The organism is Sulfitobacter sp. 1A13353, assembly GCF_043557255.1.
Classification (GTDB): Bacteria; Pseudomonadota; Alphaproteobacteria; order Rhodobacterales; family Rhodobacteraceae; genus Sulfitobacter; species Sulfitobacter faviae.
This window is the reverse complement of sequence record NZ_JBIFFS010000009.1, coordinates 127,492-151,997: the sequence shown is the minus strand read 5'-3', so window position 1 is coordinate 151,997 and position 24,506 is coordinate 127,492. Positions and strand designations below refer to the sequence as shown.

The window sequence follows — 24,506 nt, the reverse complement described above, 5'->3', positions numbered from 1 at the left end:
TTGCGCCTCGGCCTCCCTAAATGGCGGGCAAATTCGCGCTTGGCAAGAAAACCCTTGACTGAAACTATATGAAAAATCATATTGTTTGGCAGGGGAGGACATCACATGTCGAAGATCAACGCCATCGTGCGCAGGGTCACAGCGCTGACCGATCGCATCAGCGAATTCGAGATTGCAGCCGCCGACGGCAGCCCGTTGCCGCATTGGGACGCCGGGGCGCATGTGCTTTTCGATCTGCCCGATGGCGACAGCCGCGCCTATTCCCTGATAACCTTCGATCCGATCCCCAAGGCCCCCGAAAGCTACCGCATCGCCGTTCAGCGTGAGCCCGAGGGCAAGGGCGGCTCGACCCATATGCACGGGCTGAAACCGGGGGCAGAGATCACCTGCGCCGCGCCGAAGAACGATTTCCCCCTGTCCCCGGACGCGCCCGCCGTGCTGCTGGCGGGGGGGATTGGCATCACGCCGATGATCTCGATGGCGGCGACGCTCAAGGCCGCGGCGCAGGACTTCACCTTTCACTATACGGCCCGCAGCGCGCCCGTCATGGCCTACCGCGATGCCCTGCGCGACAATTTCGGCGATGCGCTGCATCTGCATTGCGATGATGACGCCACGGCGCTGGACCTCGGCGCGGTGATCGACAGCCTTGGGGCCCAAGCGCATCTCTATGTCTGCGGCCCCAAAGGATTGATCGACGCGGCCAAGGCAAAGGCCGAAGCCGCGGGCGTCGCCGCCGAGCGCATCCATTTCGAACTCTTCGACGCGCCGCAGGAGCAAGAGGGCGACAGCGCCTTTGAGGTTGAGGTTGCCTCAAGCGGGGAGGTTTTCACCATTCCCCCCGGCCAGTCGATCATCGACGTGCTGGAGTCGGGCGGTGTCGATGTCATGTACGACTGCCAGCGCGGCGACTGCGGCATCTGCCAATGCGATGTGCTCAGCGGCACCCCCGATCACCGCGACGTGGTCCTGTCCGAGGCCGAGCGCGCGGCGGGCAATGTCATGCAAATCTGCGTCAGCCGCGCGAAATCTCCGCGCCTTGTGCTCGACATCTGAGGGAGGAACTCATGGGACGTTACGACAGCCCGGCGGCCTTGGCCGCCCTCGTGCAGCCACATCAGGTGCACCGCGATATCTACACCGACCCAGAGGTGTTCCAGCAGGAGATGAAGCATCTCTTCGCCAATGCTTGGGTCTTTGTCGGCCATGAAAGCCAGACCCCGAATAAGGGCGATTATTTCAGCACCCATATCGGCACCCAGCCCGTCATTCAGGTGCGCCATTCGACGGGCGACATCCATGTCCTGCTGAACCGCTGCCCCCACAAAGGCACCAAGATCGTGATAGACCGGCAAGGCAACACCGGCAAATTCTTCCGCTGTCCCTATCACGCATGGAGCTTCAAGACCGATGGCTGCCTCTTGGCGATCCCGCTCAAGAAGGGCTACCAGAACACCGGGCTGGAAGAGACCGACAGCGGCAAGGGGATGCGCAGCGTCGGCGATGTGAAAAACTACCGCGGCTTCATCTTTGCCCGTTTGGCCGAAGAGGGCATGAGCTTCGAAGAGTTCTTTGGCGAAAGCCTGTCCTCGCTCGATAATATGGTTGACCGCTCCCCCGCCGGACGGCTCGAAGTGGTCGGCCCGCCGCTGCGCTACATGCATCATTGCAACTGGAAGATGCTGGTCGAAAACCAGACCGACACCTGCCACCCGATGGTGGCGCATGAAAGCTCCGCCGGGACGGCGGTGAAGCTCTACGAAGAACTGGGCCTGCCTGAGGACGCACCCAAACCCCCCGCGATGGAGATCATCGCCCCCTTCATGTCGCCTTACGATTTCTTCGAAGGCATGGGCATCCGCACATGGCCCAACGGGCATGGGCACACCGGCGTAAACCACTCTATCCACTCGGATTATTCCGCCATCCCCGGCTATTTTGAGGCGCTCTGCGACAGCTACGGAGAGGAGAAGGCCAAGGCGATCCTTGATGAGAACCGCCACAACACGGTCTATTTCCCCAACATCATGATCAAGGGTCCGATCCAGCAATTGCGGGTTTTCATCCCCATCGCCGCCGACCGGACCGTGGTGGAAAGCTACATCTACCGCCTTGTCGACGCACCCGGTGAGCTGACCGCCCGCACCGCGATGTACAACCGCATGATCAACGCGCCCACCTCCATCGTCGGCCATGACGATCTGGAGATGTACGAGCGCGCGCAGGAAGGGCTGATGGTCGACGGGCTGGAATGGGTGAACATCCAACGGCTGATCGAAGAAGACGAAGACTTCGAGGTCGAAGCGGTCGAGAACGGCACCACAGAGCGGCAGATGCGCAACCAATTCCACGCATGGGTCAAGTTCATGACCATGGGCCAAAAGACGGAGGCGGCGGAATGAGTGTGACGCGCGAAAGCCTGATCGACTTCATCTATGACGAAGTGCGCATGCTGGACGAGGGGCGCTATACCGAATGGCTCGACCTCTGGCTGCCGGACGGGCACTATTGGATGCCGTTGGACTATCAGCAAAAAGACCCGATCAACGAGACCTCGTTGATGTATGAGGATATGTTCATGCTCAAGCTGCGCGTCGAACGTCTGAACGGCGCGCGCACCTTCAGCCAGAAACCCAAAAGCCGCTGCCACCATGTGATCCAGCGCCCTTTCGTGGATGAAATGGATACGGACGCCGGCCGCTTTATCACGACCACCTTCATGCACTACGTCGAGACGCGGCTGGATGAGCAGCAATTGCTCGCCGTCACCGCGCGGCATGAGTTGGCGCTGGTCGAGGGGCGGCTCCGCATTGCCAACAAACGGGTCGATATCGTGAATTGCGACGCGGCCTTCCGCAATATCCAGTTGCTGCCATGATCGGGGCAGAGACTGAGACGGTCTTCGCGGCGTTTGACGACACCGCCGCGCGGCACCCCGAACGGGGTTTCCTGAATGTCCTGCCGGAAACGGCGGACATCTACGGCATCGCGGCGGGGGAGGTGAGTTATGCCGAAGCCGCGCGCGAGGTTGCCGCCCTGCGCAAGCGCATTTCGGCGGCGGGCTATCTGCCCGGGCAGCGCGTGATGCTGCTGATGGAGAACCGCCCGGCCTTCTTCCTCTGGTGGCTGGCGCTGAACGGTCTGGGCCTGTCGGTCGTGCCGGTGAACCCCGATCTGCGTGCGGCGGAGCTGAGCTATATGATCGACCATGCCGAGCCGGTCTTGGCCGTGGCGATACCCGCGCGGGGTGAGGACCTGCGCGCGGCGGCGCGGCGAGCGGGCCGCGACATGCCGGTGATCGCGCCGGAGGAACCCCTGCCCGCACCCGCAACGCTTGAGACCATCGCGGCACGGCATGGCGGGGCGGAGGAGGCCGAGGCCGCATTGCTCTACACCTCTGGCACCACGGGCCAGCCCAAGGGCTGCATCCTGACCAATACCTACTTTCTGGACGCCGGGCGGTGGTACGCCGACACCGGCGGGCTTTGCGCCCTCTCGCAAGACGGCGAGCGCATGATCACGCCCCTGCCGATCTTCCACATGAACGCGATGGCCTATTCCTTCATGGCGATGATCGCCGTGGGCGGCTGCCTGACCGCGCTTGACCGCTTCCACCCCCGCAGTTGGTGGTCCTCGGTCCGCGCCTCGGGGGCGACCTGTCTGCACTACCTCGGCGTGATGCCGTCGATGCTCATGGGGGCCGAGGCAAGCGAAGCTGACCGCGACCATGCCGTTCGCTTTGGCTTCGGCGCGGGGGTGGACCCGAAACTGCACGCCGCCTTCGAGGCGCGTTTCGGTTTTCCATTGGTCGAGGCTTGGGCCATGACCGAAACCGGCGCGGGGGCGGTGATCTGCGCCAACCGCGAACCGCGCCGCGTGGGCGAAAGCTGCCTCGGCGCGCCCGAAGGGGGGCTGGAGGTCCGGCTGCGCGACGATGCCGGGCAAGAGGCCGATCAAGGCGAATTGCTGGTGCGCCGCGCCGGTGCCGAACCCCGGCGCGGGTTCTTTGCGGGCTACTTCAAAAATGCCGAAGCCACGGATGAGGCTTGGGCGGGCGGTTGGTTCCACACCGGCGACATCGTGCGCCGCGCGCCGGATGGTGCGATGTATTTCGTCGACCGCAAGAAAAACGTGATCCGCCGCTCGGGCGAGAACATCGCGGCGGTCGAGGTGGAATCGACCCTGATGCGCCACCCTGCCGTGGCCAGCGCCGCAGTGACCGCCGTGCCTGACGCGGTGCGCGGGGATGAGGTTTTCGCCTGTATCGTGCCGCAGGACGCCGGTGCTGACCCTGCCGTCTTGGCCCGTGAAATCACCGAATGGTGCCTGACCCAACTTGCCTATTACAAAGCCCCCGGCTTTATCGCTTTTGTCGAGGCGCTGCCGCTGACGGCGACGCAGAAACTCCAACGCGGGGTGCTGAAAACGCTGGCCGCCGATCTGCTGGACGATCCCGCCACGCAAGACCTGCGCGGGATGAAGAAACGGACGGCGGCATGAGGCGCAGGGGCTATGGCGGCGTCGCGCTCGCGGCGCCCACCTCGGTGCCCTATGCCCGCTACAGCAATGAGACCGCCCATTGGTGGATCGCCCGCGCGCTGCGCGCGATGCTGGGCAAGGCTGGGATCGCGCCGGGCGAACTGGACGGGTTCTCGGTCTCCAGCTTCTCGCTCGCGCCGGACACGCCGGTCGGGCTGACCCAGCATTTGGGGCTCAGCCCGCGTTGGCTCGATACCGTGCCGACGGGCGGGGCCAGCGGGGTCATCGCGCTGCGCCGCGCGGCGCGGGCGGTGCAGGCGGGCGATGTCGACGTGGTGGCCTGCGTGGCGGGGGACGCGAACCGGATCGACAGCTTTCGCAGCCTGCTCAGCGGCTTTTCGCGCTTTTCGATGGATGCGACCTTTCCCTATGGTTTCGGCGGCCCGAACGCGAGTTTCGCCCTGCTGATGGACCGCTACATGCAGGAATTCGGCGCCACGCGAGAGGACTTTGGCCAAATCGCCGTGGCCCAACGCGCTAATGCGCTGCACTATCCCGATGCGCTGATGAAGACCCCACTCACTCTCGACCAATACCTCGATGCGCGGATGATCTCGGACCCCATCGCGCTTTTCGACTGCGTCATGCCCTGCGCCGGGGCCGAGGCGTTTTTGGTCATGCGCGAGGACGAGGCCCTGCGCCGCGACCTGCCCTTCGCGCGGATCAGCGGCACCATCGAGCGGCACAACGCCTACCCCGAAGACCCGATGCAACTGCGCGGCGGCTGGGGCGTGGATATCGGTGAGCTCTACGAGATGGCGGGCCATGGGCCGGAGGGGGTCGATCTGCTGCAAACCTATGACGACTACCCGGTGATCTCGATGATGCAGTTCGAAGACCTCGGGTTCTGCGCCAAGGGGGAGGGGGCCGCCTTTACCCGGCGGCGAGATCTGACGATCCACGGCGATTTCCCCCACAACACCTCGGGCGGGCAATTGTCGGTCGGTCAAGCCGGGGCCGCAGGCGGCTATCTGGGGCTCGTGGAAGCGATCCGGCAGGTGACCGGGCAGGCCGAGGGCACGCAGGTTGCCAACGCCCGGCGGGCCTTGGTCTCGGGCTTTGGTATGATCAACTATGACCGGGGCGTCTGCTCTGCCGCGGCGATCATCGAAGGGGGCGCGCCATGACCGATCCATTGACGCCGCCCCGAAAGAAGAACCCGCAAAAGCGCAGTAGGGTGCCGACGCTGCCGCCCGCGCAGCGGTCGCGCGCGGCCCTCGGCCTTGCCATCGCCGCCGGGCGCGGTGTCTTTGCGCTTCAGCACTGCGCCGATTGTGGGGCGGTGCAATACCCGCCCCGCGATGCCTGCTGCAAATGCCTGTCCGTCGCGCTGGACTGGCGCGAGACGGACCGCGCGGGCGAAGTCTTGGCCGAAACCACGATCCGCGTCTCGCCCGACCCGTATTTTCGTGAGCGGCTGCCGTGGCGCATCGGCACGGTGCAACTGGCCGCGGGGCCGGTGGCGGTGTGCCATCTGCACGGCGAAGTCGGGCGCGGTGATGCGGTGCGGCTGGCGTTGAAACTGGACCGGGCCGGGCAGGGGGTCATGGTGGCCCTGCCGCGAGAGGGAAGCGAATTGATGCAAGACGATCCAATGCTGCGCGAAATGTCGAGCGATCCGAAACATCGGCGGGTGTTGATCACCGATGCCCGCTCGCCCTTGGCCCTGCCGCTGGCCCAAGCGCTCCTGAGCGCAGGTGCGGCGGAGATATTCCTGGGGGAGCCGGAACATTGGCGCCGATGGGAAGGCCGCGCGGCCTTCGAGGGAATGGAGAAGGTCAGCCTCATGCCGCTCGATGTCACCGATGGGGCCTCGGTCTCGCGCCTCGCCGCAGAGATCGGTGGAAAGGTCGACATCCTGATCAACACCGCCCAATTCATCCGCCCCGGCGGGGTGCTGGGCAGTGACACGGTCTTTGCCCGCGAGGGGATGGAGACCAATGTGCTGGGCCTGATGCGCTTGGCGCAGGGCTTTGGCCCCGCGATGGCCTCGCGCACGGCGGATGGGGTCAATGCCGCGGTGGCTTGGGTCAATCTCCTGTCGGTCGGGGCCTTGGCGCCCGAGGCTGGGTTCGGCGGCTTCGATGCCTCGCAAGCGGCGGCGCGGTCGCTCAGCCAGACGATGCGGGCGGAGTTTGCCGGATCGGGACTGCGGGTGATGAATGTCTACACCGGCCCCGTCGATGACGAATGGCACCAACCTCTGCCGCCGCCCAAAGTCGCCCCCCGCGCGTTAGCGCGGACAGTGGTGCGCGGGTTGGTCGACGGGTTGGAAGAGGTCGCCTGCGGTGACGTGGCCAAAGACGCGCTGGCCCGCTGGCTGGACGATCCGGCCTTGATGGAACGCGAAACGCGGGGGGGCGGCGCATGAGCGATGCAATCACGACACTGGCCGAAGCACTGGCAAGCGGTGCGGCAAAGGTCGTCGATCTGACCCATAGGCTCGACCCGGACTTCCCGGTCATCGTCCTGCCGCCAGAGTTCGGCCAATGTGCGCGGTTCCGGATGGAGGAGGTCTCGGCCTATGATCACCGCGGCCCGGCGTGGAAGTGGCATAACCTCACGCTAAACGAACACACCGGCACCCATTTCGACGCGCCCATTCACTGGGTCTCGGGCAAGGACGTGGCCCATGGCGCGGTGGATGAAATCCCGCCCGAAGCCTTCATCGGCCCGGTCGTGGTGATCGACTGCTCGGCGGGGGCGGCGCAGAACGACGACTTTGAGCTGACGCCCGAGATCATCCGCGATTGGGAGGCCCAGCACGGGACGATCCCCGCCGCCGCTTGGGTGCTGATGCGCACCGATTGGTCGAAACGCAGCGGCGCGGATTACCTCAACATGCGCGAGGATGGCGCCCATTCGCCCGGCCCGACGCCCGCCGCCATCGAACTGCTGCTAGAGCGCGGCATTCGCGGCTTTGGCACGGAAACGGTCGGCACCGACGCGGGGCAGGGGATGCATTACGACCCGCCTTTCCCGGCGCATTACCTGCTGCATGGGGCGGGCAAATACGGGCTGCAATGCCTGTGCAACCTCGACCAACTGCCGCCCACGGGGGCCATGCTGATCGCCCCGCCGCTCAAGATCAAAGGCGGCACCGGCAGCCCCTTGCGGGTGCTGGCGCTGATACCGGGAGAGAGAGTATGACCGAATACACCGCCGTCATCACCGGGGGTAGCAAGGGCATCGGCGCCGATCTTGCGCAGCGGTTGCTGGGGCGAGGCTATCGCGTGATCTCGATCGCGCGGGGCAAGCCGGAATGGGAGGCGGAAGGCTGCGAGCATATCGAAGCCGACCTGCTCGACCCCGCCTCCGTCGCCGCCGTTGCTACGGATATCGCCGCGCGCCATGAGGTGACCCATCTGGTGCATAACGCGGGGCTGATCTGGCCCAATCTGGTTGAGGAGGCCAAGCCCGAAGACATCACCGGCCTTGCGCAACTGCACCTCGGCTCGGCGCTGACGTTACTGCAAGCCTTTCTACCCGCCATGAAAGAACGCGGCTTTGGCCGGGTGATGTTCAACGCCTCTCGCGCCGCCTTGGGCGCGCCGACGCGAACGGCCTATTCAGCCTCGAAAGCGGGGATGATCGGCATGGCGCGCACTTGGGCGCTCGAGCTTGCGCCGCATGGCATCACCGTCAATGTCGTGGCCCCCGGCCCGGTGCAGACGGATAACTTCTGGGGCATCATCCCGAAAGAAAGCGAACGCGAAGCCGCGCTGGCCAAACGCATCCCCGTGGGGCGGTTGGGGCAGGTGGAGGACGTGACCAACGCCTTCCTCTTCTTTTGCGATCCGGCCAGTAGTTTCGTCACCGGCCAGACGCTTTTCGTCTGCGGCGGGTCGAGCATCGGGACGCTGACGCTCTGACCCCTCGGGCTTAGCCCTTGCGGAAATGCTGTACCAATTCAGGGACATAGGCATCGCCCGCGCCCTTTTCGACGACTTTGGAAAGGGCGCGATAGACCCCGTCGGCAATCTCGACCTGCGCGCCCGCTTGGGCGGACATCTGGCGGTAATAGTCGAAATCCTTCAGCGCGTTGCTGATCGCGAAGGGCAGCGCCTCGCGGTCGCCGCTGGTGATGAAGGGCGAGAGCCGATCCAGCGCGACACTGGCACCGCCGCCACTGGCCAAGACATCTACGAAACTCTGCGGATCGATCCCCGCATCCGCCGATTGCGCGGCGGCTTCGGCAAGCAGGGACATGAACCCGACCGAGACGTAGTTGTGCAGCAGCTTCAACCGGTGGCCCGCGCTGACCTCGCCCACATGTTTGACCTCCTCGGTGAAGGCGGCGAGCACCGGAGAGACCTTTTCGACCGTGGCCGCGTCACCGCCGACGAGCAGGTTCAACTTCCCCTCATGGGCAAACTGCGCGGTGCGGGTCATCGGCGCATCGACGAAATCGCCCCCCGCCGCTTTGACCGCCTCGGCCATCTTCAGCGTCGACGCGGGCAGGGAGGTTGAGCAATCGACGACCACAGCACCCGGTTTCAGCCCCGCGATGACGCCGCCCTCTCCGGTCAGGATCCCTTCGACCTGCGGCGAGCCGGTAACGCAGAGGATGATCACATCGGAGGCGGCGGCAAGATCGCTCAGACTGTCGAAGGCCGTAGCCCCCAGCCCGTCCAACTCATCGGTCGGCTGGTTGCCGGGGTGGTCGAAATAGCCAAGCGCAAATCCCCCGCGCCGCATTACATTGCGGGCAATTCCGTGGCCCATCAGGCCGACACCGATCATACCGATTTTCATGGATTTTCCTTCGCTTGCCACCGCCACCCCTGCGCGCGGTTCCCTTGGGGAAAGGTCTAGCGATCCACCCAGCACGGTGCAACGCGGCAGGGCCGGATTTTCTTGCCCAAACAGGGCTTTGTATATTTGAAACCGACAATTCGATTGATAGGAATGGCGCATCAATGGAATGAGGCTGAAATGACTTTGACCCGCGACCCCCACCAGATTGCCGAAACGCTTTACCATGGGCAGTTTTGCCCGATGTTCATCGATGGTCAGGACGTGCCCGCCTACTCCGGCACGGTGATCGAGGTGACCGATCCCGCCTCCGGCCGCAAGCTGGCGGAAGTGCCGCGCGGCGGGGCGCGGGATGTCGATCTGGCCGTGGATGCCGCACGCCGCGCCTTCGAAGGCGTCTGGTCCACCTTCACGCCCTACGACCGGCAGGAGGTGCTGTTGCGCATCGCCGATGTGATGGAGCGGGATTGGGAGAAGCTCTGTGTCTCCGACACCGCCGACATGGGGCTGCCGCTGGCGCGGACGCTCGGGAACAAGCGGCGGGTGATCGGGATGCTGCGCTTCTACGCAGGTCAGGCCGTGGCGCTGCATGGTGACGTGATCGAGAACTCGATCTCGCAGTCGATGCTGTCTTTCACCACCCGAGAGCCGGTCGGCGTGGTGGGCGCGATCATCCCTTGGAACGCCCCGACCGCCGCCTCGATCTGGAAGATCGCCCCGGCGCTGGCCACCGGCTGCACCGTGGTTCTGAAACCCTCCGAAGATGCGCCGCTGACGCCCTTGATGATCGCGCGGCTGATGCAGGAGGCGGGCGTGCCCGACGGCGTGGTCAATGTGGTCACCGGCACGGGGCGCGAGGCCGGGGCGCGGCTGGCCGAGCATCCGGACGTGAACAAGGTGGTTTTCACCGGCTCCACCGCCACCGGCAAGACCATCGCGCGGGCCGGGGTGGAGAACCTCAAGCGGATCACGCTGGAGCTTGGGGGCAAGTCGCCGCTGATCATCTGCAAAGATGCCGATCTCGACAAGGCGGTGCCGGTGGCGGCGATGGCGGTCTATGCCCACTCGGGGCAGATCTGCATCGCGGGCTCGCGGCTTTTCGTGGCGCGGGAGATTCAGGATGAGTTTATCGAGAAGCTCACCGCCTTCGCGCGCGGGCTGAAGATCGGGCATGGCCTCGACGAAGGCACCGATCTGGGGCCGCTGATCAACGCCGTGCAGACCGAGAAGGTCGAGGGTTATATCGCCAAGGGAAAGGCCGAGGGCGCGCGGCTGGTCACCGGCGGCGGTCGGCCCGAGGGGCAGGGCTATGCTGGTGGCAACTTCCTCGAACCGGTGATCTTTGCCGGTGTGAAGGACGAGATGACCATCGCGCAGGAGGAGATCTTCGGCCCCGTGATCTCGGTCTTGCCCTTCGACACGATGGAGCAAGTCGTGACCCGCGCCAATGCCACGCCCTATGGGCTGGCGGCGGGGATCTTCACCCGCGATCTCGGGGTGGCGCATCGGACGGTGAAGAAGCTGAAGGCCGGATCGGTCTGGGTGAACATGTACCACGCGATCGACCCGGCGGTGCCCTTTGGCGGGCTGAAGATGTCGGGCTACGGAAAGGAAGGCGGCGTGGAGCACCTGCAGGCGTATCTGGATACCAAGGCGGTTTGGATTCAGACGGAGTGATTGAACGCTGAGGGCAGCGCCGGCCCGCGGGGTGGTGCTGCCCGGCTTTTAGCCGGGCGGAACCTAGTTAGAAGCCGCTGATGCTCGGTAGCCACGTGCTCAAAGCAGGCACGAAGGTCAGCAACATTAACACCAAGAAATTCGCCAAAAAGAACGGCGGCATCTCGCGGATCAGCGCGGCGGGCTTCAGGTTCACCGCCGAGGAGACAACGAAGATCAGGCTCCCCACCGGCGGCGTCGTCAGCCCCAGCGTCAGATTCACGATCACCACGATGGCGAAATGATCCGGCGCGATGCCGAGCGCGTGGCTGATCGGCGCGAGGATCGGGACGAGGATCATCACCCCCGGCAGCGGATCCATGAACAGACCAAAAAGCAGCAACAGCACGTTCACCGCCAAGAGGAACAGGATCGGCGAAAGCTCCCACGCGATGATCGTCTCGGCCAGAAACTGCGGCACGCCCTCGATCACCAAGACCCATGCGAAAGCCCGCGCGGCCCCAAGGATCAGCAACACCGCGGATGAGATCAGTGCCGCGCGAAGAATCAGCCCCGGCAGATCGCGCAGGCGCAGGGCGCGGTAGACGAAGAACCCGCAAAACAGCGCATAGAACACCGCGATCACGGAGGCTTCGGTCGGGGTGAAAATACCGCCCCGGATGCCGCCGACGATCAGCACGATCAGCCCAAGCGCGGGCAACGCCATCAGGCTGTTGCGCCACATCTGCGCCCGCTCGGGCCGGGCCTCATCGCTGCGGTAATCGCGTTTCCAACTGACCCAACCGTTGGCCGCAAGGCTCCCTCCGGCGAGCAGCAGCCCCGGGATGACACCCGCCATGAACAGCGACCCGACCGAGACTTCCTGATCCTGCAAGGCATAGATGATCATCACGATCGAGGGCGGGATGATCGGCCCCACCACGGCGGAAGAGATCGTCAGCGCCCCGGCGTAGGAGCGGTCATAGCCGCCCTTCTCCATCATGCGGATCATCATTGCGCCGGGGCCCGCGGCATCGGCCAGCGCCGAGCCGGAGATGCCTGCGAACATGGTCGAGGAGATCACATTGGCATAGCCCAGCCCCCCGCGCAGATGGCCCACGAATTGCGCCGCGAAACGCAAAAGCGTGTGGGTGATTGCCCCGCCGGTCATGATCTCGGCGGCGAGGATGAAGAAGGGCACGGCCAGCAGCGGGAAACTGTCGAGGCCCGAGAACATCTCCTTCACCACCACGATCTGTGGGTAGGAACTGCCCAGACCGATGGCGGCAAAGACGGAAATGGCCATGGCAAAGGCGACGGGCAGTCCTAGCACCATGAGCACGAAAAGCGAGATGAAGAGGATCTCAGCCATTGGCGGCTCCCGGCATGTTTTCGGTCTGACCTTCGGGCTGGTGATAACGGCCCGCCATGATGAAGGGCCGCGCGATCAGCAACAGATGTACGATCAGCAGTGTGAAGCCGACTGGCATGGCGGCATAGACATAGCGGAACGACAGGCGCATCGCGGGGGTCATCTGATACTGTGCGCGCTGCATATAGTCCCAGCCGACTTTGACCATGAAGGCAAAGAAGAACAGCAAAATCAGAACGATCACCCCGCGCAGGATGCGCTGCGTCCGGGTGTTCATCACATCATGCAGATTGGTGATGGCCACATGACCGCCTTGTCGCAACGCCAGCCCGGCGCCTAGAAAGGCCATCCAGATCATCAGGTAACGGGCGGATTCATCGGACCACGACAACGAATGGTTGGTGCTGAACCGCAGGGCGACATTGGCCCCCACGACCAAGACCATTCCCGTCAAACAGGCGATCACCACGGCGGCGTTCACCTTGACGAATAGCTGTTCCAATCTGCGCATGGTTTCCCTCCCGTGCAAAACGGCCGGAAGCACTGCTCCCGGCCGTCCGTCTTTACGTCGCGGCGCTTACTCGGTCGCGGCGATCTGGTCGATCAGCTCTTTGCCGTAGGTCTCGTAGTAACCCTGATAAGCGCTTTCAATGGAGGCGCGGAAAGCGGCCTTCTGCTCTTCGCTCAGTTCGTTCACTTCCATGCCGCGCTCTTTCAGCGTCTCGACGCCGCTTTGCTCCACGTCATCGACGAAGGCGCGCATGGCGGAGACGGCCTCGGTCGCGCCCTTCTCAAAGGCGGCTTTGTCCTCATCCGACAGACCTTCCCAGAAGGGTTTGGAGACCAACAGCATGGCGGGCGAATAGACGTGACCCGAGAGGGTTAGGTACTTCTGCACCTCGTCGAGCTTGACGGAGACGATCACCGACAGCGGGTTTTCCTGCCCGTCGATGGTGCCCTGTTGCAGCGAGCTGATCACCTCGGGCCAAGCCATCGGGGTGGGGGCGGCGCCAGCGGCGTTGAAGGCTTCGAGGTGGACCGGGTTTTCCATGGTGCGCAGCTTCATGCCCGCGATGTCTTCGGGGGTCTCAATGGCGTTGCGGTTGTTGGTGATGTGGCGGAAACCCTGTTCGCCCCAAGCCAAGGCCACCATGCCCGCGCCGTCGAACTCGGCCAAGATGTCCTGACCGATCGGCCCGTCAAGCACGCGGCGCGCGTGGTCGAGGCTGCGGAACAGGAAGGGGATGTCGGTCACGCCGGTGGCGGGAACGAAGTTGCTCAGCGTGCCGGTGGAGACGATGGTCGCCTCGACGGTGCCCAGTTGCAGGCCTTCGACGACCTCGCGCTCACCACCCAGACCGGAGGAGGGGAAATGGCGGAAGCTGAACTTGCCGTCGGTCTCGGCCTCGACGACCTCTTGCCACTTCTGCGCCGCGACGCCGTAGTGGCTGTCGGGGGCGAGAGCGTAGCCGATCTTGACTTCGGTCTCGGCGCTCAGGGCTCCTCCGGTGAGCGCGGCCAAAGTGGCGAAAATTGCCGTGGGCTTGATGATTTTGAACATTTTGTATCCTCCAGCGATCTTATTAACAAGGTCACGAAAACTGCTAGCGGCGGATGTTCAGAATGGCAATGGGGGTGGGGCGCTTTGTGGACAATGAATCCACAGCAAAGCGCCGCTAAATTTCCGTGACGATATGATCGGGCGCGATGCCCGAGCCTTGGATGGCCGCAGCAACCTCCAACCCCAAGAGGGAGCCGTGGCCGGTGACCAGCGCCGTGGCGAAACCCGCCTGCGCCCCGCCGAGGATGTCGGTGTGCAGCGTGTCGCCGACCATCAGCACGCGCGACGGATCAACGGGCTTTGCCCGAGCGAGGGCCAGATCGAAGATGTCGGGGAAGGGCTTGCCACAAAAATGCACCGCCACACCGGTCGTGTCGATTAGACGATGCGCGAACCAGCCGGGTTCGAGCGAAAGACCATCCTCCCGCGGGGCGACGAGATCGGGGTTGCCGACGAAGACGGGCCGGGGCTGGCGTTTCAGACTGGCCTCCAACAGGGCCTGCCGCGCCTCTGTCCACCCATCCGCCCCGACGAGGAGGAAACCTTCGGCCCGGTCATAGACAGCCGGATCATCCGCCAGAACGGTCGCGCCGAGGCGGGCGATCTCTCCCATGTCCTTATCGGGGTTCAGCATCACGCCCCAGCGGCGCGCGGGTTCTGTCGCGACGCGGTGCAGCAGCGCCTCGCGGCTGGTGACCACCTCGTCGGCTGCGAAATCAAAGCCAAGCCGCGCGTAGCGGTCCATCATATGCGCCTTGGGATAGGCGGCGGAGTTGCTGACGACCATGACCGATTTGCCCATCTCGCGCAGAGCGGCAATGGTCTGCGCTGCCCCCTTGATCGCGGTTTCGCCGACGTTCAGCACGCCGTAGGCGTCGAACAGGATCAACTCATAGGGCGCGACGATATCGAGGAAACGGGCGGCTTCCGTCCCATGGCCGAGCTTGTCGCAGTCGGGCAGGCGGGGGCGCAGGCGCTGGTATTCGGCCAGCGCCTGCGCGGGGTCTATGGCGACACTCACAGGATGCGGCGGCGCAGGAAGGCCGAGATCACCTCACCGATGATCACCAACACGATGATCGCGATGAGGATCGTGGCGACCTCGGGCCAGTTGAAGGTGTCGATGGCACCTTGCAGGATGATCCCGATGCCGCCCGCGCCGACGAGGCCCAGAACGGTGGATTCACGCAGGTTGATGTCCCACCGCAGGATCGACACGGCCCAGAAGGTCGGCATGACCTGCGGCACGATGGCATAGGCGATGACCTTGAAACGCGAGGCGCCGGTGGCCTCTAGCGCCTCCACGGGGCGGCGGTCGATCTCCTCAATCGCCTCCCCCAGAAGCTTGCCGATGAAGCCGATGGAGCGGAACATAATCGCGAGGATCCCCGCCACTACGCCGGGGCCGAAGATTGCCACGAAGAGAAGCGCCCAGATGATCGTGTTCACCGACCGCGAAGTCACGAGGATCAGCCGCCCGAGCCAGAGCGTGGCCCGGTTGGGCGTGGTGTTCTGCGCCGCGATATAGGCCACCGGCAGCGAGAGCAGCACCGCGAAGGTGGTGGCGAAAGTGGCGATGTTCACCGTGTCCCAAAGCACCTTGAGGATCGTGTCGAGGTTGCTGGGGTCGGGCGGATACATGCGGCCAAAAAGGTCGCCGATCTGCTCGGGCGCGCCCCAGACCCAGGCCCAGATGACCTCGATCGAAGTCAGGGCCCAAGCGATGGCGAGGGCGCAGCCCAGAAGCACGCCGTAGCGCGTGAGGCGTTGGCGCAGGGTGAAACGGGTCCAGTCGTCGCGGCCGAATTTCTCTGCAAGGGTCGTCATTGGATGCGCTTTCTGATCACGCCGCTGACGGCTTCGGAGACAAGGATGACACCGACGATGACCATGGTGATCGCCAGCGCGAAGTCATAGTCGTAGCGGCCAAAGGCATTGGCGAGCGTCGCCCCGATGCCGCCCGCGCCCACGATGCCGACCACCGCCGAGGCGCGCAGGTTGCTGTCGAGCTGGTAGATCGTGAGGCCGATCTGGCGCGGCATGATCTGGGGAAAGATCGCGTAGATCAGGGTCGAGAAATAGGGCGCACCGGCGGCGCGCATGGCTTCGACCTGACCGAAGTCGATCTCCTCGATCCGTTCGGCCAGCATCTTGGCGACGAAGCCGATGGAATAGACGATCAGCGTCAGCACGCCCGCGAAGGGGCCGAAGCCCACGGCCTTGACGAAGAGGATCGCCACGATGACCGGGTGAAAGCTGCGCGCCACGATGATGATGGCGCGGCCAAGGTAGAAGATCGGCTTCGGCGCCACGTTGCGCGCGGACATAAAGGCGATGGGGATCGACAAAAGCACCCCGCCCGCGGTGGCGAGGATGGCGATCTTGAGGCTCTCGAGGAAGCCGTCGATCAACAGGCCCGAGCGTTCGAAACTGGGCGGGAAGGCCCCGCCAAAAATGCGCCCGGCACGGCCCAGCCCTTCGGCCACGCGGTTCCAGTCAATCGGCATGGTCAGCCCGACCCAGCCGAAATAGGCCACCGCGCCCAAGATCACCGCCCACCGCAGCACCGGGTTGGCGATGAAGGGTGGTTTTTTCCAGGTATCTCGCGGCGCGCTCATGCCGCGGCCCCATCTTTGGCGCGGTCCGCATGGGGGCTGCCGGCGTAGATCTGATCCATCGCCGCTTGGTCGAGCTTTGCGGGCTCGTCGTCGAAAATGATCCGGCCATAGCGCATGCCGACGATACGGTCGGTGTATTCCTTGGCCTCGGTCACGTTGTGGATGTTGATCAGCACCGGAAGTTTTAGCTCACCGGCGAGGTCGCGCAGCAGGCCCATGATCTGCTCTGAGGTCTTGGGGTCGAGCGAGGCGGTGGGCTCATCCGCCAGCAGAATGTCGGGGTCCTGCATCAAGGCGCGGACCACACCGACACGCTGGCGTTCGCCGCCCGACAGCTGGTCGGCGCGGGTGTTGGCATATTGCGCGATGCCGACGCGCTCCATCAGCTCATAGGCGCGGCGGATGTCGGCCTTGGCATAGCGGCGGGTCACGGCGGACCATGTCGAGATGTAGCCCAAGCGACCGGACTGGACGTTCTCCATCACCGTGAGGCGGTCGACAAGGTTAAAGCCCTGAAACACCATGCCGATCTTGCGCCGCGCGGCGCGCAGGTTTTTGCCGCGCAGGTTGGTCAGTTCGGTGCCGTTGAGCATGATCGACCCCGAGGTCGGCTCCACCAGTCGGTTGATGCAGCGCAGCAGCGTCGATTTGCCCGCGCCGGAGGAACCGATGATCGAAACGACGCTTTCGCCCTCGATCGTCAAATCGAGGTTCTTCAGCACCGGATCACCGCTGCCATAGCGTTTCACGAGGTCGGAAATTTTCAGCATTTAATGTACCTTAAACGTGGGGCCGACCGCAAAGCCGGCCCCCGGTGTTGAACGATTATTCAGCCGCGAGGCCCTGCGGCGTGTACTCGACGCCGTTCGCCTTCTGGATCTGACGGATCACCGCCCACTGGTCCTTGTAGGTGATCGGGACGAACTTGCTCACCCCCGCGAATTCCTCACCCAGTGCGGTGCCTTCGAAGTCGAAGGAGAAGAAGGCTTCCTTGATCTTTTCCTTCAGCTCGGGCGCGAGGTCATGCGCGACGCCGTAGGAGGTTGTCGGGAAAGGATCGCTTTCCCAGACGATGCGCACGTCCTCGGGGTCGTAAAGACCGCGCTCGGCCATGCGGTCGACCACTTCGGAGGCCACCGGGGCCGCGTCATAGTCGCCCGCGACGACGCCCAGCATGGACTGGTCGTGGCTGCCCGAATAGGTCACTTCGTAGTCTTCGTCCGGCACGACGCCCAGATCGGGGAAGAGCGCGCGCGGCGCTTGGTTCCCGGAGTTGGAGGTGGGCGAGGTATGCGCGATGCGCTTGCCGGCCAGATCCTTCATCTCTTTGATGTCGCTGTCGGCCTGTGTGTAGACCTGCAGCTTGTAGCCGAACTGGCCGTCCTCGGCGCCCATGATGGCAAAGGGCTCGACGCCCGCGAGGTTCACCGCAAACGGCGTCGGACCGGTGGAGAAACCGGCGATATGCAGGCGGCCCGAGCGCATCGCCTCAACCTCGGCGGAGTTCGACTGCACGGCGAAGAACTGCACGTCCTTGCCGGTCACGTCTTCAAGATGCTCGATGAAGGGGGTCCAGATGTCTTCGTAGATCGCGGGGTCTTCGACGGGGGTATAGGCGAAAACCAGCGTCGAGGGGGCTTTCAACATATCAGGATCGGTCGGCGCATCGGCGACCAGATCGCCATCGGCGTCGCAGAACATCTTGTCCAAGGCGCCGCGCTCGCAATTCTCTTGCGCGAAGGCAAGGCTGCCCGTCAGTGTGAAGGCCGCGGTGAGACCTGCGGCGAATAGGTATCTATGAGACATTGTGTTCTCCTCCCTGAGAATCCGCGCATCTGGCGCGAAATACAATAATGCGCAGATACGAACATCGAACAGTTTCGTTTGCAAGCAGTTCCGGTGCGTCGGCAGACAATTTTGTCACAAAGCTGTAACACACCCCGCAAGAAAGAGCGGGGCGTCAAAACGTGATTTAATCTATCGAAACGGGGACTTCAGAGATCGAGTTCGATCTTGCGCACCCGGTCGCGCAGCAGGGTTTTGGATACGGTCAGCAAATGCTGCTCCATCGCCGCGGCAGCGCCGAGCGTATCGCGCCGGGCGATGGCGTCGTTCAGCGTCATGTGCTGCTCACCCAGCACCTGTAGCGTTTCGGGGGCGTGATAGGTGCGGCGGCGCGAGGTCCATGCCACTTCGCGGCGCACCGCGCGGATGGATTCGTAGACCGTAAGAAACAGTGGATTCCGCGCCATCTCGGCGATCTTGTAGTGGAACATGTCATCCGCCGCCTCATAGGCGTCCGGGTCACTGAGGTTCAGCGTGGCGCGCATCAACTGATCCAACCGCTCGATCTCTTGCGGGCGGGCGCGGTCGGCGGCGAGGGCGGCAAGGGCAGGCTCAACCTCTAGCCGCACTTCCATCACGTCGCTTGGCGTGACTTGTCGTGCAAGGTGGCGCAGGCTGTCGGCATTGGTCGCGGGCGGCGGTGTGGCGAATGTGCCTTGGCCGTGGCGGCGATAGATCGTGCCGTCCTCTTGCAACAGGCCAAGTGCCAGTCGCAGCCGCGCCCGGCTCACGCCGAAATGCTCGGCCAGCGCCCGTTCGGGCGGCATCCGCCCGTCGTTCAGGATGTCCCCTTGGCGGATCGCTCCGCGCAGCCGCTCGGCCAATTCATCTTCACTTGGGGCGGACTGGGGGGGCTGTGTCATGAGTTGGAAAACGCTTCAAATAAATCAATGAACATACGCAGAGAGGTTACCATTAGGAAAATTCCAAAGGCAAACCGAAGCGCCCGGCGCGGCATGCTATGGGCCAGTTTCACACCCACATGGGCAAAGCTGGAAGTGAGCGGAATGATGATGGCCGCAGCGGCAAGGTTCACATAGCCGAGCGAGAAGGGCGGCAGCCCCTCGGCCCCAAGGCCGGTGAGCGCATAGACAACGGCACCCGGCAGCCCGATGATAAAGCCAATCGCGGCAGAGGTGCCCACGGCGCGGCGAATGTCATAGCCGAGAAAGTTCAACAGCGGCACGCCGATGGTGCCGCCCCCGATGCCCATCATCGCCGACAGCCCGCCGGTGACGACGCCCAAGATCGCCCAGATCGGTTTCGCAAAGCCGCGCGGCGTGGGGTCATCCTTGGTCTTGCGAAAGATCATGTCGAGGGCAACGAGTGCGGCCACGGTGGCAAAGACGCCGACAAGGATCAGCCCCGAGACATAGCCCCCCAGAAGCGCGCCGATCACGACGCCGATCAGCAGTGACGGCGCCCAGAGTTTCAAAAGGTCCATATCAATCGCGCCGCGTTTGAAGTGACCATAGCCCGAGGACAGCGAGGTAAAGACGATTGTCGCAAGCGAGGTGCCCACCGCCACTTGCATGGTGATCGCCGGGTCCATCCCCGCCGTCGACAGCGCAAGATAAAGCGCGGGCACGATCACGATACCGCCGCCCACACCAAGCAGCCCCGCAAGGATGCCGCCAAAGACCCCGGCGGAAACCGCAATGGCGAGAAGGGGCAGAAGCTGGCTGAAATCGAGCGCGTTCATATGGTTAATCTTTCTTTGTCTCTAAATCTGTCGCCAGCGACCGGCTGGGCTTGCCCGCCGCCGTGCGAGCCTCTTCGGCGCGGGTGATTGCCGCATCAATCGGCGCGCGGTCCGAGGTGCCCGAGAAATTGTCGAGGCTCGGCATCGCTTCGGCCACATGCAGATAGCGCTCTCCGGCGACGTCGAGCAGCCGGTCAAGCTCGCTCAGCGGGTCGCCATGGTCATCGACGCGCAGGTCGAGATAGGCGTGGTCCTGTCCGCGGTGGATCACCAGCCCCGCGGCTTGGCGCCCGCGCATGTCGCCGCCCGCCTCTTCGCCCGCGCGCATGGCGGCGAGCAGACGTTCGGCCATCGGCAGATCATGGCGCGCGGTGTAGGTCTCGAACGTGGCCTCCACCACCTCCGGCCCGGTCAGCATATTGCCCGCGACGGAATGAATGGTGCCTACACGGTGCCCGGCCCAATCGACACAGGCCGCGCCGGTATGCGCGGCGAAGTTTCCTGTGGCGTCCAGCATGTGACACTGGCGGATGTCGCGCCCCGCATCGCGGGCGGCGAATTCCTTCAGCAGTGCTTCGGCGGGGTCGCCGCTTTCCAACATGCGCCGGCCTTCGGTCCCCCAGAGCGGGTTGACGAAAGCCTGCGTGGCCACGGCGACGCGCCGCCCGATGTAAGGCACGGCGGCACCGCAGGCGAAAAAGCGGCTGGCCACGGCAATGCCGATTTCATTGCTTTCGAGATCACGGGCGATGATGGAATAGGTCATGGGTCAGCGTCCTACGGCATAGGCCTGCATCAGGCGGGGGGTCGCGGCGGCGTGAAGACTGCCGTCGGGATTGCGCATCGCGGCGGTCATTCGGCCCACCGACCACGGCTCGGCCACGGTAACGATATGCCCCCGGGCGCGCAGCGCGTCGATCACTGCGGGGCCTACATTGGGTTCGATCATCATCTCGCCGGGCAGGGCTTGGCGGGGGAAGAAACTGCTTTGGAAGTGCAGCGTGTGGAACAGCGGCGCATCCATCCCCTCTTGCAGGTCGAGGCCGTGGTGCACGAAACGCAGGAACCAGATCAGCTGCCATTGGTCCTGCTGGTCGCCGCCCGGCGTGCCAAAGACCAACTGCCGCCCATCGGCATGTTCGGCAAAAGAGGGGGTCAGCGTGGTGCGCGGACGCCGCCCGGGGGCGAGGGAGGTGGGCAGGCCCCGCTCAAGCCAGAACATCTGCGCGCGGGAGTTCAACGGAAAACCAAGCCCCGGCACCACCGGATTGCTCTGCAACCACCCGCCCGAGGGCGTGGCCGAGACCATATTGCCCCAGCGGTCGATCACATCGAGATGCACGGTATCGCCGCGTTTCTCGGTCAGATGCGCCATCGTCGGCCCTTGCGGGGCGGCGTTCTGAACGCCGAAATCACGGGCCGCGCGTTCGATATAGCGCTCGGCCAGATGCTCCAGCCCCGCGATCACGCCGGGGCGCTGCTCAAGCGATGCCTTGCCGTTCACCAGCTTCGCGCGTTCCGCGTTATAGGCATCAGAGAGCAGCTCTTCCATCGGGATGATGCTCTGCTCGGGGTCGCCGTAATAGGCCTCACGGTCGGCATAGGCGAGTTTCATCGCCTCGATCACCGTATGGGTAAAGGAGGCGCCCATCGGGTCCATCGCGGCAAGATCGAAATGTTTGAGGATGGCGAGGGTCTGCAAGAACACCGGACCTTGCGACCATGCGTGGGTCTTATGCACCGTCCAGCCGTGGTATTCGTAGGTCAGCGTGTCCTCATAGCTGGCCTGCCATTTGGCCATATCCTCGCGCGCCAGAAGGGCGCTGTTCTTTTGCTCGGACACGTCATGCACGCAGGCGTCTTCGAGGTAGTCGAAAATCGCATCGGCCACGAAACCTTCGGACCAGATTTTGCGCGCCGCTTCGATCTGCGCGCGGCGGTCTTCGCCTGTGGCTTCGGCCTCGTTGACCAAGCGCTCATAGGTCGCGGCCAGATCGGGGTTCTTGAAGTTGGCGTTCGGCTCAGGCGCTGCACCGCCGGGCGTCCAGACCGCGGCGGAGCTGGGCCATTCGGCGGCGAAATATTCGGCCAGCCCCTTGATGGTGTTCGACACGCGCGGCAGCACCGGATGCCCGTCGCGGGCATAGTCGATCGCCGGTTGCATCACCTCGCGCAGACCCATGGTGCCATGATCGCGCAGCATCAGCATCCAGCCGTCAAACGCACCGGGCACCACCGTCGACAAAAGACCCGAACCGGGGATCAGTTTCAGCCCGAGCCCCTCGAAATGCTCCAGCTTGGCGGCGGCGGGGCTGACCCCTTGGGCGCAGACGACCTTGGTCGCCTGTTTCTCCGCGTCGTGAAAGATGATCGGCAGGTCGCCCGCCGGGCCGTTCAAATGCGGCTCGACCACTTGCAGGACAAAGCCCGCGGCGACAGCGGCGTCAAAGGCGTTGCCGCCTTTTTCAAGGATGCCGAACCCCACGGTCGAGGCGATCCAATGGGTCGAAGTGGTGACACCAAAGGAGCCGCGGATCTCGGGGCGGGTGGTGAAGGGGGTCATGTCGTCTCCGGTCAGTGTTCGCGTGGGTCGAGCGCGTCGCGCAGCCCGTCGCCCAGAAGGTTGAAGCCAAGCACGACCATGAAGATCGCGATGCCGGGCCAGAGCGCCATCCAAGGCGCCTGATTGAGGAAGTTCTTCGCCGTGTTCAGCATCGACCCCCAAGAGGGCGCGGGCGGCTGCTGGCCAAGACCAAGGAAGGAGAGCGACGCCTCGGCGATGATGGCGGTGGCGACGGTCAGCGTGGCCTGCACCAACACGGGCGGCAGCACGTTGGGGAAGATATAGCGGCGCAGGATGCGCGGCGTGCTCAGACCAATGGCGCGGGCGCTTTCAACGTAATCCTCGGCGGCGACGCTCAGCACCTGACCGCGGGTCAGGCGGATGAAGATCGGCGTGGCCGAGATGCCGATGGCGATCATCGCGTTGGTCAGGCTCGGCCCGAGGAAGGCCGCAAGCGCGATGGCGAGGATCAGGAAGGGTGCGGCCAGAAGCGCCTCGGTGCAGCGTGAGATCACCGCGTCGGTCCAGCCTCCGAAGTAGCCCGCCACGATGCCCAAAGGCACGCCAAGCCCAAGCGCGATGGCGACCGAGACAACCCCGGCCAGCAAGGACGCCTGTGCGCCCCAGACCAGACGGCTCAGCACATCGCGGCCCAACTCATCGGTGCCCATCCAATGCGCCGCCGAAGGCCCCTTGCGCACCGCGCCCCAATCGGTGGCGGCGGGGTCGGGGATCGGCAGCAGCGGGGCCAAAAGCGCGATGGCGCAGAAGAATACCACCAGCACGCCGCCCAGCATGGCGCTGCGATGGGTGCGGAACTTCTTCCAAACCCGGTTTTCGGGACGGGCGGAGAGGACCGGATCGGCGGCGCTTTCGGCGTCGATGGTGATGGGTGTGGCAGGTTGAGCCATTATTGCTTCCTCAGGCGGGGGTTCAGCAGCACATAGGCAACATCGGCAAGCAGGTTCATAAAGATGAAGCCGACGGCGGTGACGAGCACGATACCTTGGACCACGGCGTAATCGCGGTTGAACACGGCATCGACCACCAGCTTGCCAAAGCCGGGGATGGTGAAAATCTGTTCGGTCAGCACCGCGCCCGCGATCAGCTCACCAAAGAGCAGGGCGGTCAGGGTGACGATCGGCGTCAGCGCGTTGCGAAAGGCGTGTTTCAGGATCACCCGCCGCTCGACCAGACCCTTGGCGCGGGCGGTGCGGACGTAGTCACTGCTGAGCACGCTCAGCATGGCCGAGCGAGTGTGGCGCATCAGCGTCGCGGCCAGCGCCGTGCCCAGCACGAAGGCGGGCATGATCATCACGGTGATGGAGCGGATGGGGTCTTCGCTCAGCGGCACATAGCCCGAGGCGGGCAGCAGCTTCCATTTCACCGAGACCAGCAGGATCAGCATGATGCCGAGCCAGAAGTTCGGGATCGACAGGCCCGACAGCGCCACCACATTGGCCACATAATCGGTCACGGTGCCCTTCTTGACGGCAGAGAAGATGCCCGCAGGCACGCCGATCAACAGGGCAAAAATCATTGCCATCGTGGCCAGTTGGATGGTCACGGGCAGTTTCTCTCCGATGAGTTCCAGCACCGGCTGGTTGGTGCGCAGCGAAATGCCCAAGTCACCGGTCAGCGCGTTGCCGATCCAAGTGAAATATTGCACCGGAATAGGATCGTTCAGGCGGTATTTCTCGCGCAGGAACTCCAGCACCTGCGGGTCGCGTTCTTCGCCGGCCATGGCCAGCACCGGGTCGCCCGGCAGCAGCTTTTGCAAGGTGAAGACAAAGACCGAGATCAGGATGATCGTCGGGATCGCGATCACCAGACGGCGCAGGATGAAGGACAGCATTTTGAAACGTCTCGCTCAGGGGAGGGGCACCGCCGGAACC

24 protein-coding genes are annotated in these 24,506 nt (G+C 64.3%); 9 read left to right on the top strand and 15 right to left on the bottom strand.

The window, feature by feature from the left end:
• The first annotated feature begins 105 nt into the window (after positions 1–105).
• Genes ACGYLO_RS19915 through ACGYLO_RS19880 form a run of 8 tightly spaced genes read left to right on the top strand, consistent with a single transcriptional unit; the run spans position 106 to position 8,411 of the window.
• Positions 106–1,056, top strand: a complete 951-nt coding sequence (locus ACGYLO_RS19915) for a PDR/VanB family oxidoreductase (protein ID WP_271690272.1) — start codon at positions 106–108, stop codon at positions 1,054–1,056.
• An 11-nt stretch (positions 1,057–1,067) separates the two neighbouring features.
• Positions 1,068–2,402: an aromatic ring-hydroxylating dioxygenase subunit alpha gene (locus ACGYLO_RS19910; protein ID WP_271690271.1), complete on the top strand. Its 1,335-nt coding sequence runs from the start codon at positions 1,068–1,070 to the stop codon at positions 2,400–2,402.
• A complete protein-coding gene (locus ACGYLO_RS19905; protein ID WP_271690270.1) occupies positions 2,399–2,878 on the top strand; it encodes an aromatic-ring-hydroxylating dioxygenase subunit beta in 480 nt (159 codons plus the stop codon). Before ACGYLO_RS19910 ends, ACGYLO_RS19905 begins: the two co-directional genes overlap by 4 nt.
• Positions 2,875–4,500, top strand: a complete 1,626-nt coding sequence (locus ACGYLO_RS19900) for an AMP-binding protein (RefSeq protein ID WP_271690269.1) — start codon at positions 2,875–2,877, stop codon at positions 4,498–4,500. Before ACGYLO_RS19905 ends, ACGYLO_RS19900 begins: the two co-directional genes overlap by 4 nt.
• Positions 4,497–5,666: a thiolase family protein gene (locus ACGYLO_RS19895; RefSeq protein ID WP_271690268.1), complete on the top strand. Its 1,170-nt coding sequence runs from the start codon at positions 4,497–4,499 to the stop codon at positions 5,664–5,666. Before ACGYLO_RS19900 ends, ACGYLO_RS19895 begins: the two co-directional genes overlap by 4 nt.
• Positions 5,663–6,910 (top strand): SDR family NAD(P)-dependent oxidoreductase, encoded by a 1,248-nt coding sequence (locus ACGYLO_RS19890; RefSeq protein ID WP_271690267.1) that lies wholly within the window; start codon positions 5,663–5,665, stop codon positions 6,908–6,910. The genes ACGYLO_RS19895 and ACGYLO_RS19890 overlap by 4 nt, the downstream gene beginning before the upstream one ends.
• Entirely contained in the window at positions 6,907–7,689 is a 783-nt protein-coding gene (locus ACGYLO_RS19885) for a cyclase family protein (protein WP_271690266.1), read from the top strand. The genes ACGYLO_RS19890 and ACGYLO_RS19885 overlap by 4 nt, the downstream gene beginning before the upstream one ends.
• The gene (locus ACGYLO_RS19880; RefSeq protein ID WP_271690265.1) at positions 7,686–8,411 is read left to right on the top strand and encodes an SDR family NAD(P)-dependent oxidoreductase; all 726 of its coding nucleotides are present in this window, start codon (positions 7,686–7,688) and stop codon (positions 8,409–8,411) included. The genes ACGYLO_RS19885 and ACGYLO_RS19880 overlap by 4 nt, the downstream gene beginning before the upstream one ends.
• Positions 8,412–8,421: 10 nt before the next feature.
• Here the strand turns inward: ACGYLO_RS19880 and ACGYLO_RS19875 are convergent, their stop codons facing one another.
• Positions 8,422–9,294: an NAD(P)-dependent oxidoreductase gene (locus ACGYLO_RS19875; RefSeq protein WP_271690264.1), complete on the bottom strand. Its 873-nt coding sequence runs from the start codon at positions 9,292–9,294 to the stop codon at positions 8,422–8,424.
• Between the two features lie 180 nt (positions 9,295–9,474).
• On the opposite strand from ACGYLO_RS19875, the gene ACGYLO_RS19870 reads away from it, so the two are divergent.
• On the top strand, positions 9,475–10,971 hold the full coding sequence (locus tag ACGYLO_RS19870; RefSeq protein WP_271690263.1) for an aldehyde dehydrogenase: 1,497 nt from the start codon (positions 9,475–9,477) through the stop codon (positions 10,969–10,971).
• Positions 10,972–11,038: 67 nt separating this feature from the next.
• On the opposite strand, the gene ACGYLO_RS19865 is transcribed toward ACGYLO_RS19870, so the two are convergent.
• From ACGYLO_RS19865 to ACGYLO_RS19800, 14 genes are all read right to left on the bottom strand, one after another.
• Positions 11,039–12,322, bottom strand: a complete 1,284-nt coding sequence (locus tag ACGYLO_RS19865; RefSeq protein ID WP_271690262.1) for a TRAP transporter large permease — start codon at positions 12,320–12,322, stop codon at positions 11,039–11,041.
• Positions 12,315–12,833 carry a TRAP transporter small permease gene (locus tag ACGYLO_RS19860; RefSeq protein ID WP_271690261.1) on the bottom strand — a complete coding sequence of 173 codons (519 nt, stop codon included), beginning with the start codon at positions 12,831–12,833 and terminating at the stop codon, positions 12,315–12,317. The genes ACGYLO_RS19865 and ACGYLO_RS19860 overlap by 8 nt, the downstream gene beginning before the upstream one ends.
• A 66-nt stretch (positions 12,834–12,899) precedes the next feature.
• Positions 12,900–13,883, bottom strand: a complete 984-nt coding sequence (locus ACGYLO_RS19855) for a TRAP transporter substrate-binding protein (protein WP_271690260.1) — start codon at positions 13,881–13,883, stop codon at positions 12,900–12,902.
• 115 nt (positions 13,884–13,998) lie between these two features.
• Positions 13,999–14,904, bottom strand: coding sequence for an HAD-IIA family hydrolase (locus tag ACGYLO_RS19850; RefSeq protein WP_271690259.1), 906 nt, complete (start codon positions 14,902–14,904; stop codon positions 13,999–14,001).
• A complete protein-coding gene (phnE, locus tag ACGYLO_RS19845; RefSeq protein WP_271690258.1) occupies positions 14,901–15,710 on the bottom strand; it encodes a phosphonate ABC transporter, permease protein PhnE in 810 nt (269 codons plus the stop codon). The genes ACGYLO_RS19850 and phnE (ACGYLO_RS19845) overlap by 4 nt, the downstream gene beginning before the upstream one ends.
• The gene (gene phnE, locus ACGYLO_RS19840; protein WP_271690257.1) at positions 15,707–16,501 is read right to left on the bottom strand and encodes a phosphonate ABC transporter, permease protein PhnE; all 795 of its coding nucleotides are present in this window, start codon (positions 16,499–16,501) and stop codon (positions 15,707–15,709) included. The genes phnE (ACGYLO_RS19845) and phnE (ACGYLO_RS19840) overlap by 4 nt, the downstream gene beginning before the upstream one ends.
• The gene (gene phnC / locus ACGYLO_RS19835; protein ID WP_271690256.1) at positions 16,498–17,271 is read right to left on the bottom strand and encodes a phosphonate ABC transporter ATP-binding protein; all 774 of its coding nucleotides are present in this window, start codon (positions 17,269–17,271) and stop codon (positions 16,498–16,500) included. The genes phnE (ACGYLO_RS19840) and phnC overlap by 4 nt, the downstream gene beginning before the upstream one ends.
• Positions 17,272–17,326: 55 nt before the next feature.
• Positions 17,327–18,307, bottom strand: coding sequence for a phosphate/phosphite/phosphonate ABC transporter substrate-binding protein (phnD, locus tag ACGYLO_RS19830; protein ID WP_271690255.1), 981 nt, complete (start codon positions 18,305–18,307; stop codon positions 17,327–17,329).
• A gap of 188 nt (positions 18,308–18,495) precedes the next feature.
• The gene (locus ACGYLO_RS19825) at positions 18,496–19,209 is read right to left on the bottom strand and encodes a FadR/GntR family transcriptional regulator (protein ID WP_209219188.1); all 714 of its coding nucleotides are present in this window, start codon (positions 19,207–19,209) and stop codon (positions 18,496–18,498) included.
• Entirely contained in the window at positions 19,206–20,048 is an 843-nt protein-coding gene (locus ACGYLO_RS19820; protein WP_271690254.1) for a sulfite exporter TauE/SafE family protein, read from the bottom strand. The genes ACGYLO_RS19825 and ACGYLO_RS19820 overlap by 4 nt, the downstream gene beginning before the upstream one ends.
• A gap of 4 nt (positions 20,049–20,052) precedes the next feature.
• Positions 20,053–20,814, bottom strand: a complete 762-nt coding sequence (locus ACGYLO_RS19815) for a DUF1028 domain-containing protein (protein ID WP_394377242.1) — start codon at positions 20,812–20,814, stop codon at positions 20,053–20,055.
• 3 nt (positions 20,815–20,817) lie between these two features.
• Positions 20,818–22,611, bottom strand: coding sequence for a gamma-glutamyltransferase family protein (locus tag ACGYLO_RS19810; protein ID WP_271690252.1), 1,794 nt, complete (start codon positions 22,609–22,611; stop codon positions 20,818–20,820).
• A gap of 11 nt (positions 22,612–22,622) precedes the next feature.
• Positions 22,623–23,522, bottom strand: coding sequence for an ABC transporter permease (locus tag ACGYLO_RS19805; protein WP_209219184.1), 900 nt, complete (start codon positions 23,520–23,522; stop codon positions 22,623–22,625).
• Positions 23,522–24,466 carry an ABC transporter permease gene (locus ACGYLO_RS19800; protein ID WP_067264018.1) on the bottom strand — a complete coding sequence of 315 codons (945 nt, stop codon included), beginning with the start codon at positions 24,464–24,466 and terminating at the stop codon, positions 23,522–23,524. Before ACGYLO_RS19800 ends, ACGYLO_RS19805 begins: the two co-directional genes overlap by 1 nt.
• Between the last annotated feature and the right edge of the window lie 40 nt (positions 24,467–24,506).

Excerpts from the sequence above, each read along its gene's own strand:
- ACGYLO_RS19915 (WP_271690272.1), top strand. The coding sequence starts at position 106 with ATGTCGAAGATCAACGCCATCGTGCGCAGGGTCACAGCGCTGACCGAT.
- ACGYLO_RS19910 (WP_271690271.1), top strand. The coding sequence starts at position 1,068 with ATGGGACGTTACGACAGCCCGGCGGCCTTGGCCGCCCTCGTGCAGCCA.
- ACGYLO_RS19905 (WP_271690270.1), top strand. The coding sequence starts at position 2,399 with ATGAGTGTGACGCGCGAAAGCCTGATCGACTTCATCTATGACGAAGTG.
- ACGYLO_RS19900 (WP_271690269.1), top strand. The coding sequence starts at position 2,875 with ATGATCGGGGCAGAGACTGAGACGGTCTTCGCGGCGTTTGACGACACC.
- ACGYLO_RS19895 (WP_271690268.1), top strand. The coding sequence starts at position 4,497 with ATGAGGCGCAGGGGCTATGGCGGCGTCGCGCTCGCGGCGCCCACCTCG.
- ACGYLO_RS19890 (WP_271690267.1), top strand. The coding sequence starts at position 5,663 with ATGACCGATCCATTGACGCCGCCCCGAAAGAAGAACCCGCAAAAGCGC.
- ACGYLO_RS19885 (WP_271690266.1), top strand. The coding sequence starts at position 6,907 with ATGAGCGATGCAATCACGACACTGGCCGAAGCACTGGCAAGCGGTGCG.
- ACGYLO_RS19880 (WP_271690265.1), top strand. The coding sequence starts at position 7,686 with ATGACCGAATACACCGCCGTCATCACCGGGGGTAGCAAGGGCATCGGC.
- ACGYLO_RS19875 (WP_271690264.1), bottom strand. The coding sequence starts at position 9,294 with ATGAAAATCGGTATGATCGGTGTCGGCCTGATGGGCCACGGAATTGCC.
- ACGYLO_RS19870 (WP_271690263.1), top strand. The coding sequence starts at position 9,475 with ATGACTTTGACCCGCGACCCCCACCAGATTGCCGAAACGCTTTACCAT.
- ACGYLO_RS19865 (WP_271690262.1), bottom strand. The coding sequence starts at position 12,322 with ATGGCTGAGATCCTCTTCATCTCGCTTTTCGTGCTCATGGTGCTAGGA.
- ACGYLO_RS19860 (WP_271690261.1), bottom strand. The coding sequence starts at position 12,833 with ATGCGCAGATTGGAACAGCTATTCGTCAAGGTGAACGCCGCCGTGGTG.
- ACGYLO_RS19855 (WP_271690260.1), bottom strand. The coding sequence starts at position 13,883 with ATGTTCAAAATCATCAAGCCCACGGCAATTTTCGCCACTTTGGCCGCG.
- phnE (WP_271690258.1), bottom strand. The coding sequence starts at position 15,710 with ATGACGACCCTTGCAGAGAAATTCGGCCGCGACGACTGGACCCGTTTC.
- phnE (WP_271690257.1), bottom strand. The coding sequence starts at position 16,501 with ATGAGCGCGCCGCGAGATACCTGGAAAAAACCACCCTTCATCGCCAAC.
- phnC (WP_271690256.1), bottom strand. The coding sequence starts at position 17,271 with ATGCTGAAAATTTCCGACCTCGTGAAACGCTATGGCAGCGGTGATCCG.
- phnD (WP_271690255.1), bottom strand. The coding sequence starts at position 18,307 with ATGTCTCATAGATACCTATTCGCCGCAGGTCTCACCGCGGCCTTCACA.
- ACGYLO_RS19825 (WP_209219188.1), bottom strand. The coding sequence starts at position 19,209 with ATGACACAGCCCCCCCAGTCCGCCCCAAGTGAAGATGAATTGGCCGAG.
- ACGYLO_RS19820 (WP_271690254.1), bottom strand. The coding sequence starts at position 20,048 with ATGAACGCGCTCGATTTCAGCCAGCTTCTGCCCCTTCTCGCCATTGCG.
- ACGYLO_RS19815 (WP_394377242.1), bottom strand. The coding sequence starts at position 20,814 with ATGACCTATTCCATCATCGCCCGTGATCTCGAAAGCAATGAAATCGGC.
- ACGYLO_RS19810 (WP_271690252.1), bottom strand. The coding sequence starts at position 22,611 with ATGACCCCCTTCACCACCCGCCCCGAGATCCGCGGCTCCTTTGGTGTC.
- ACGYLO_RS19805 (WP_209219184.1), bottom strand. The coding sequence starts at position 23,522 with ATGGCTCAACCTGCCACACCCATCACCATCGACGCCGAAAGCGCCGCC.
- ACGYLO_RS19800 (WP_067264018.1), bottom strand. The coding sequence starts at position 24,466 with ATGCTGTCCTTCATCCTGCGCCGTCTGGTGATCGCGATCCCGACGATC.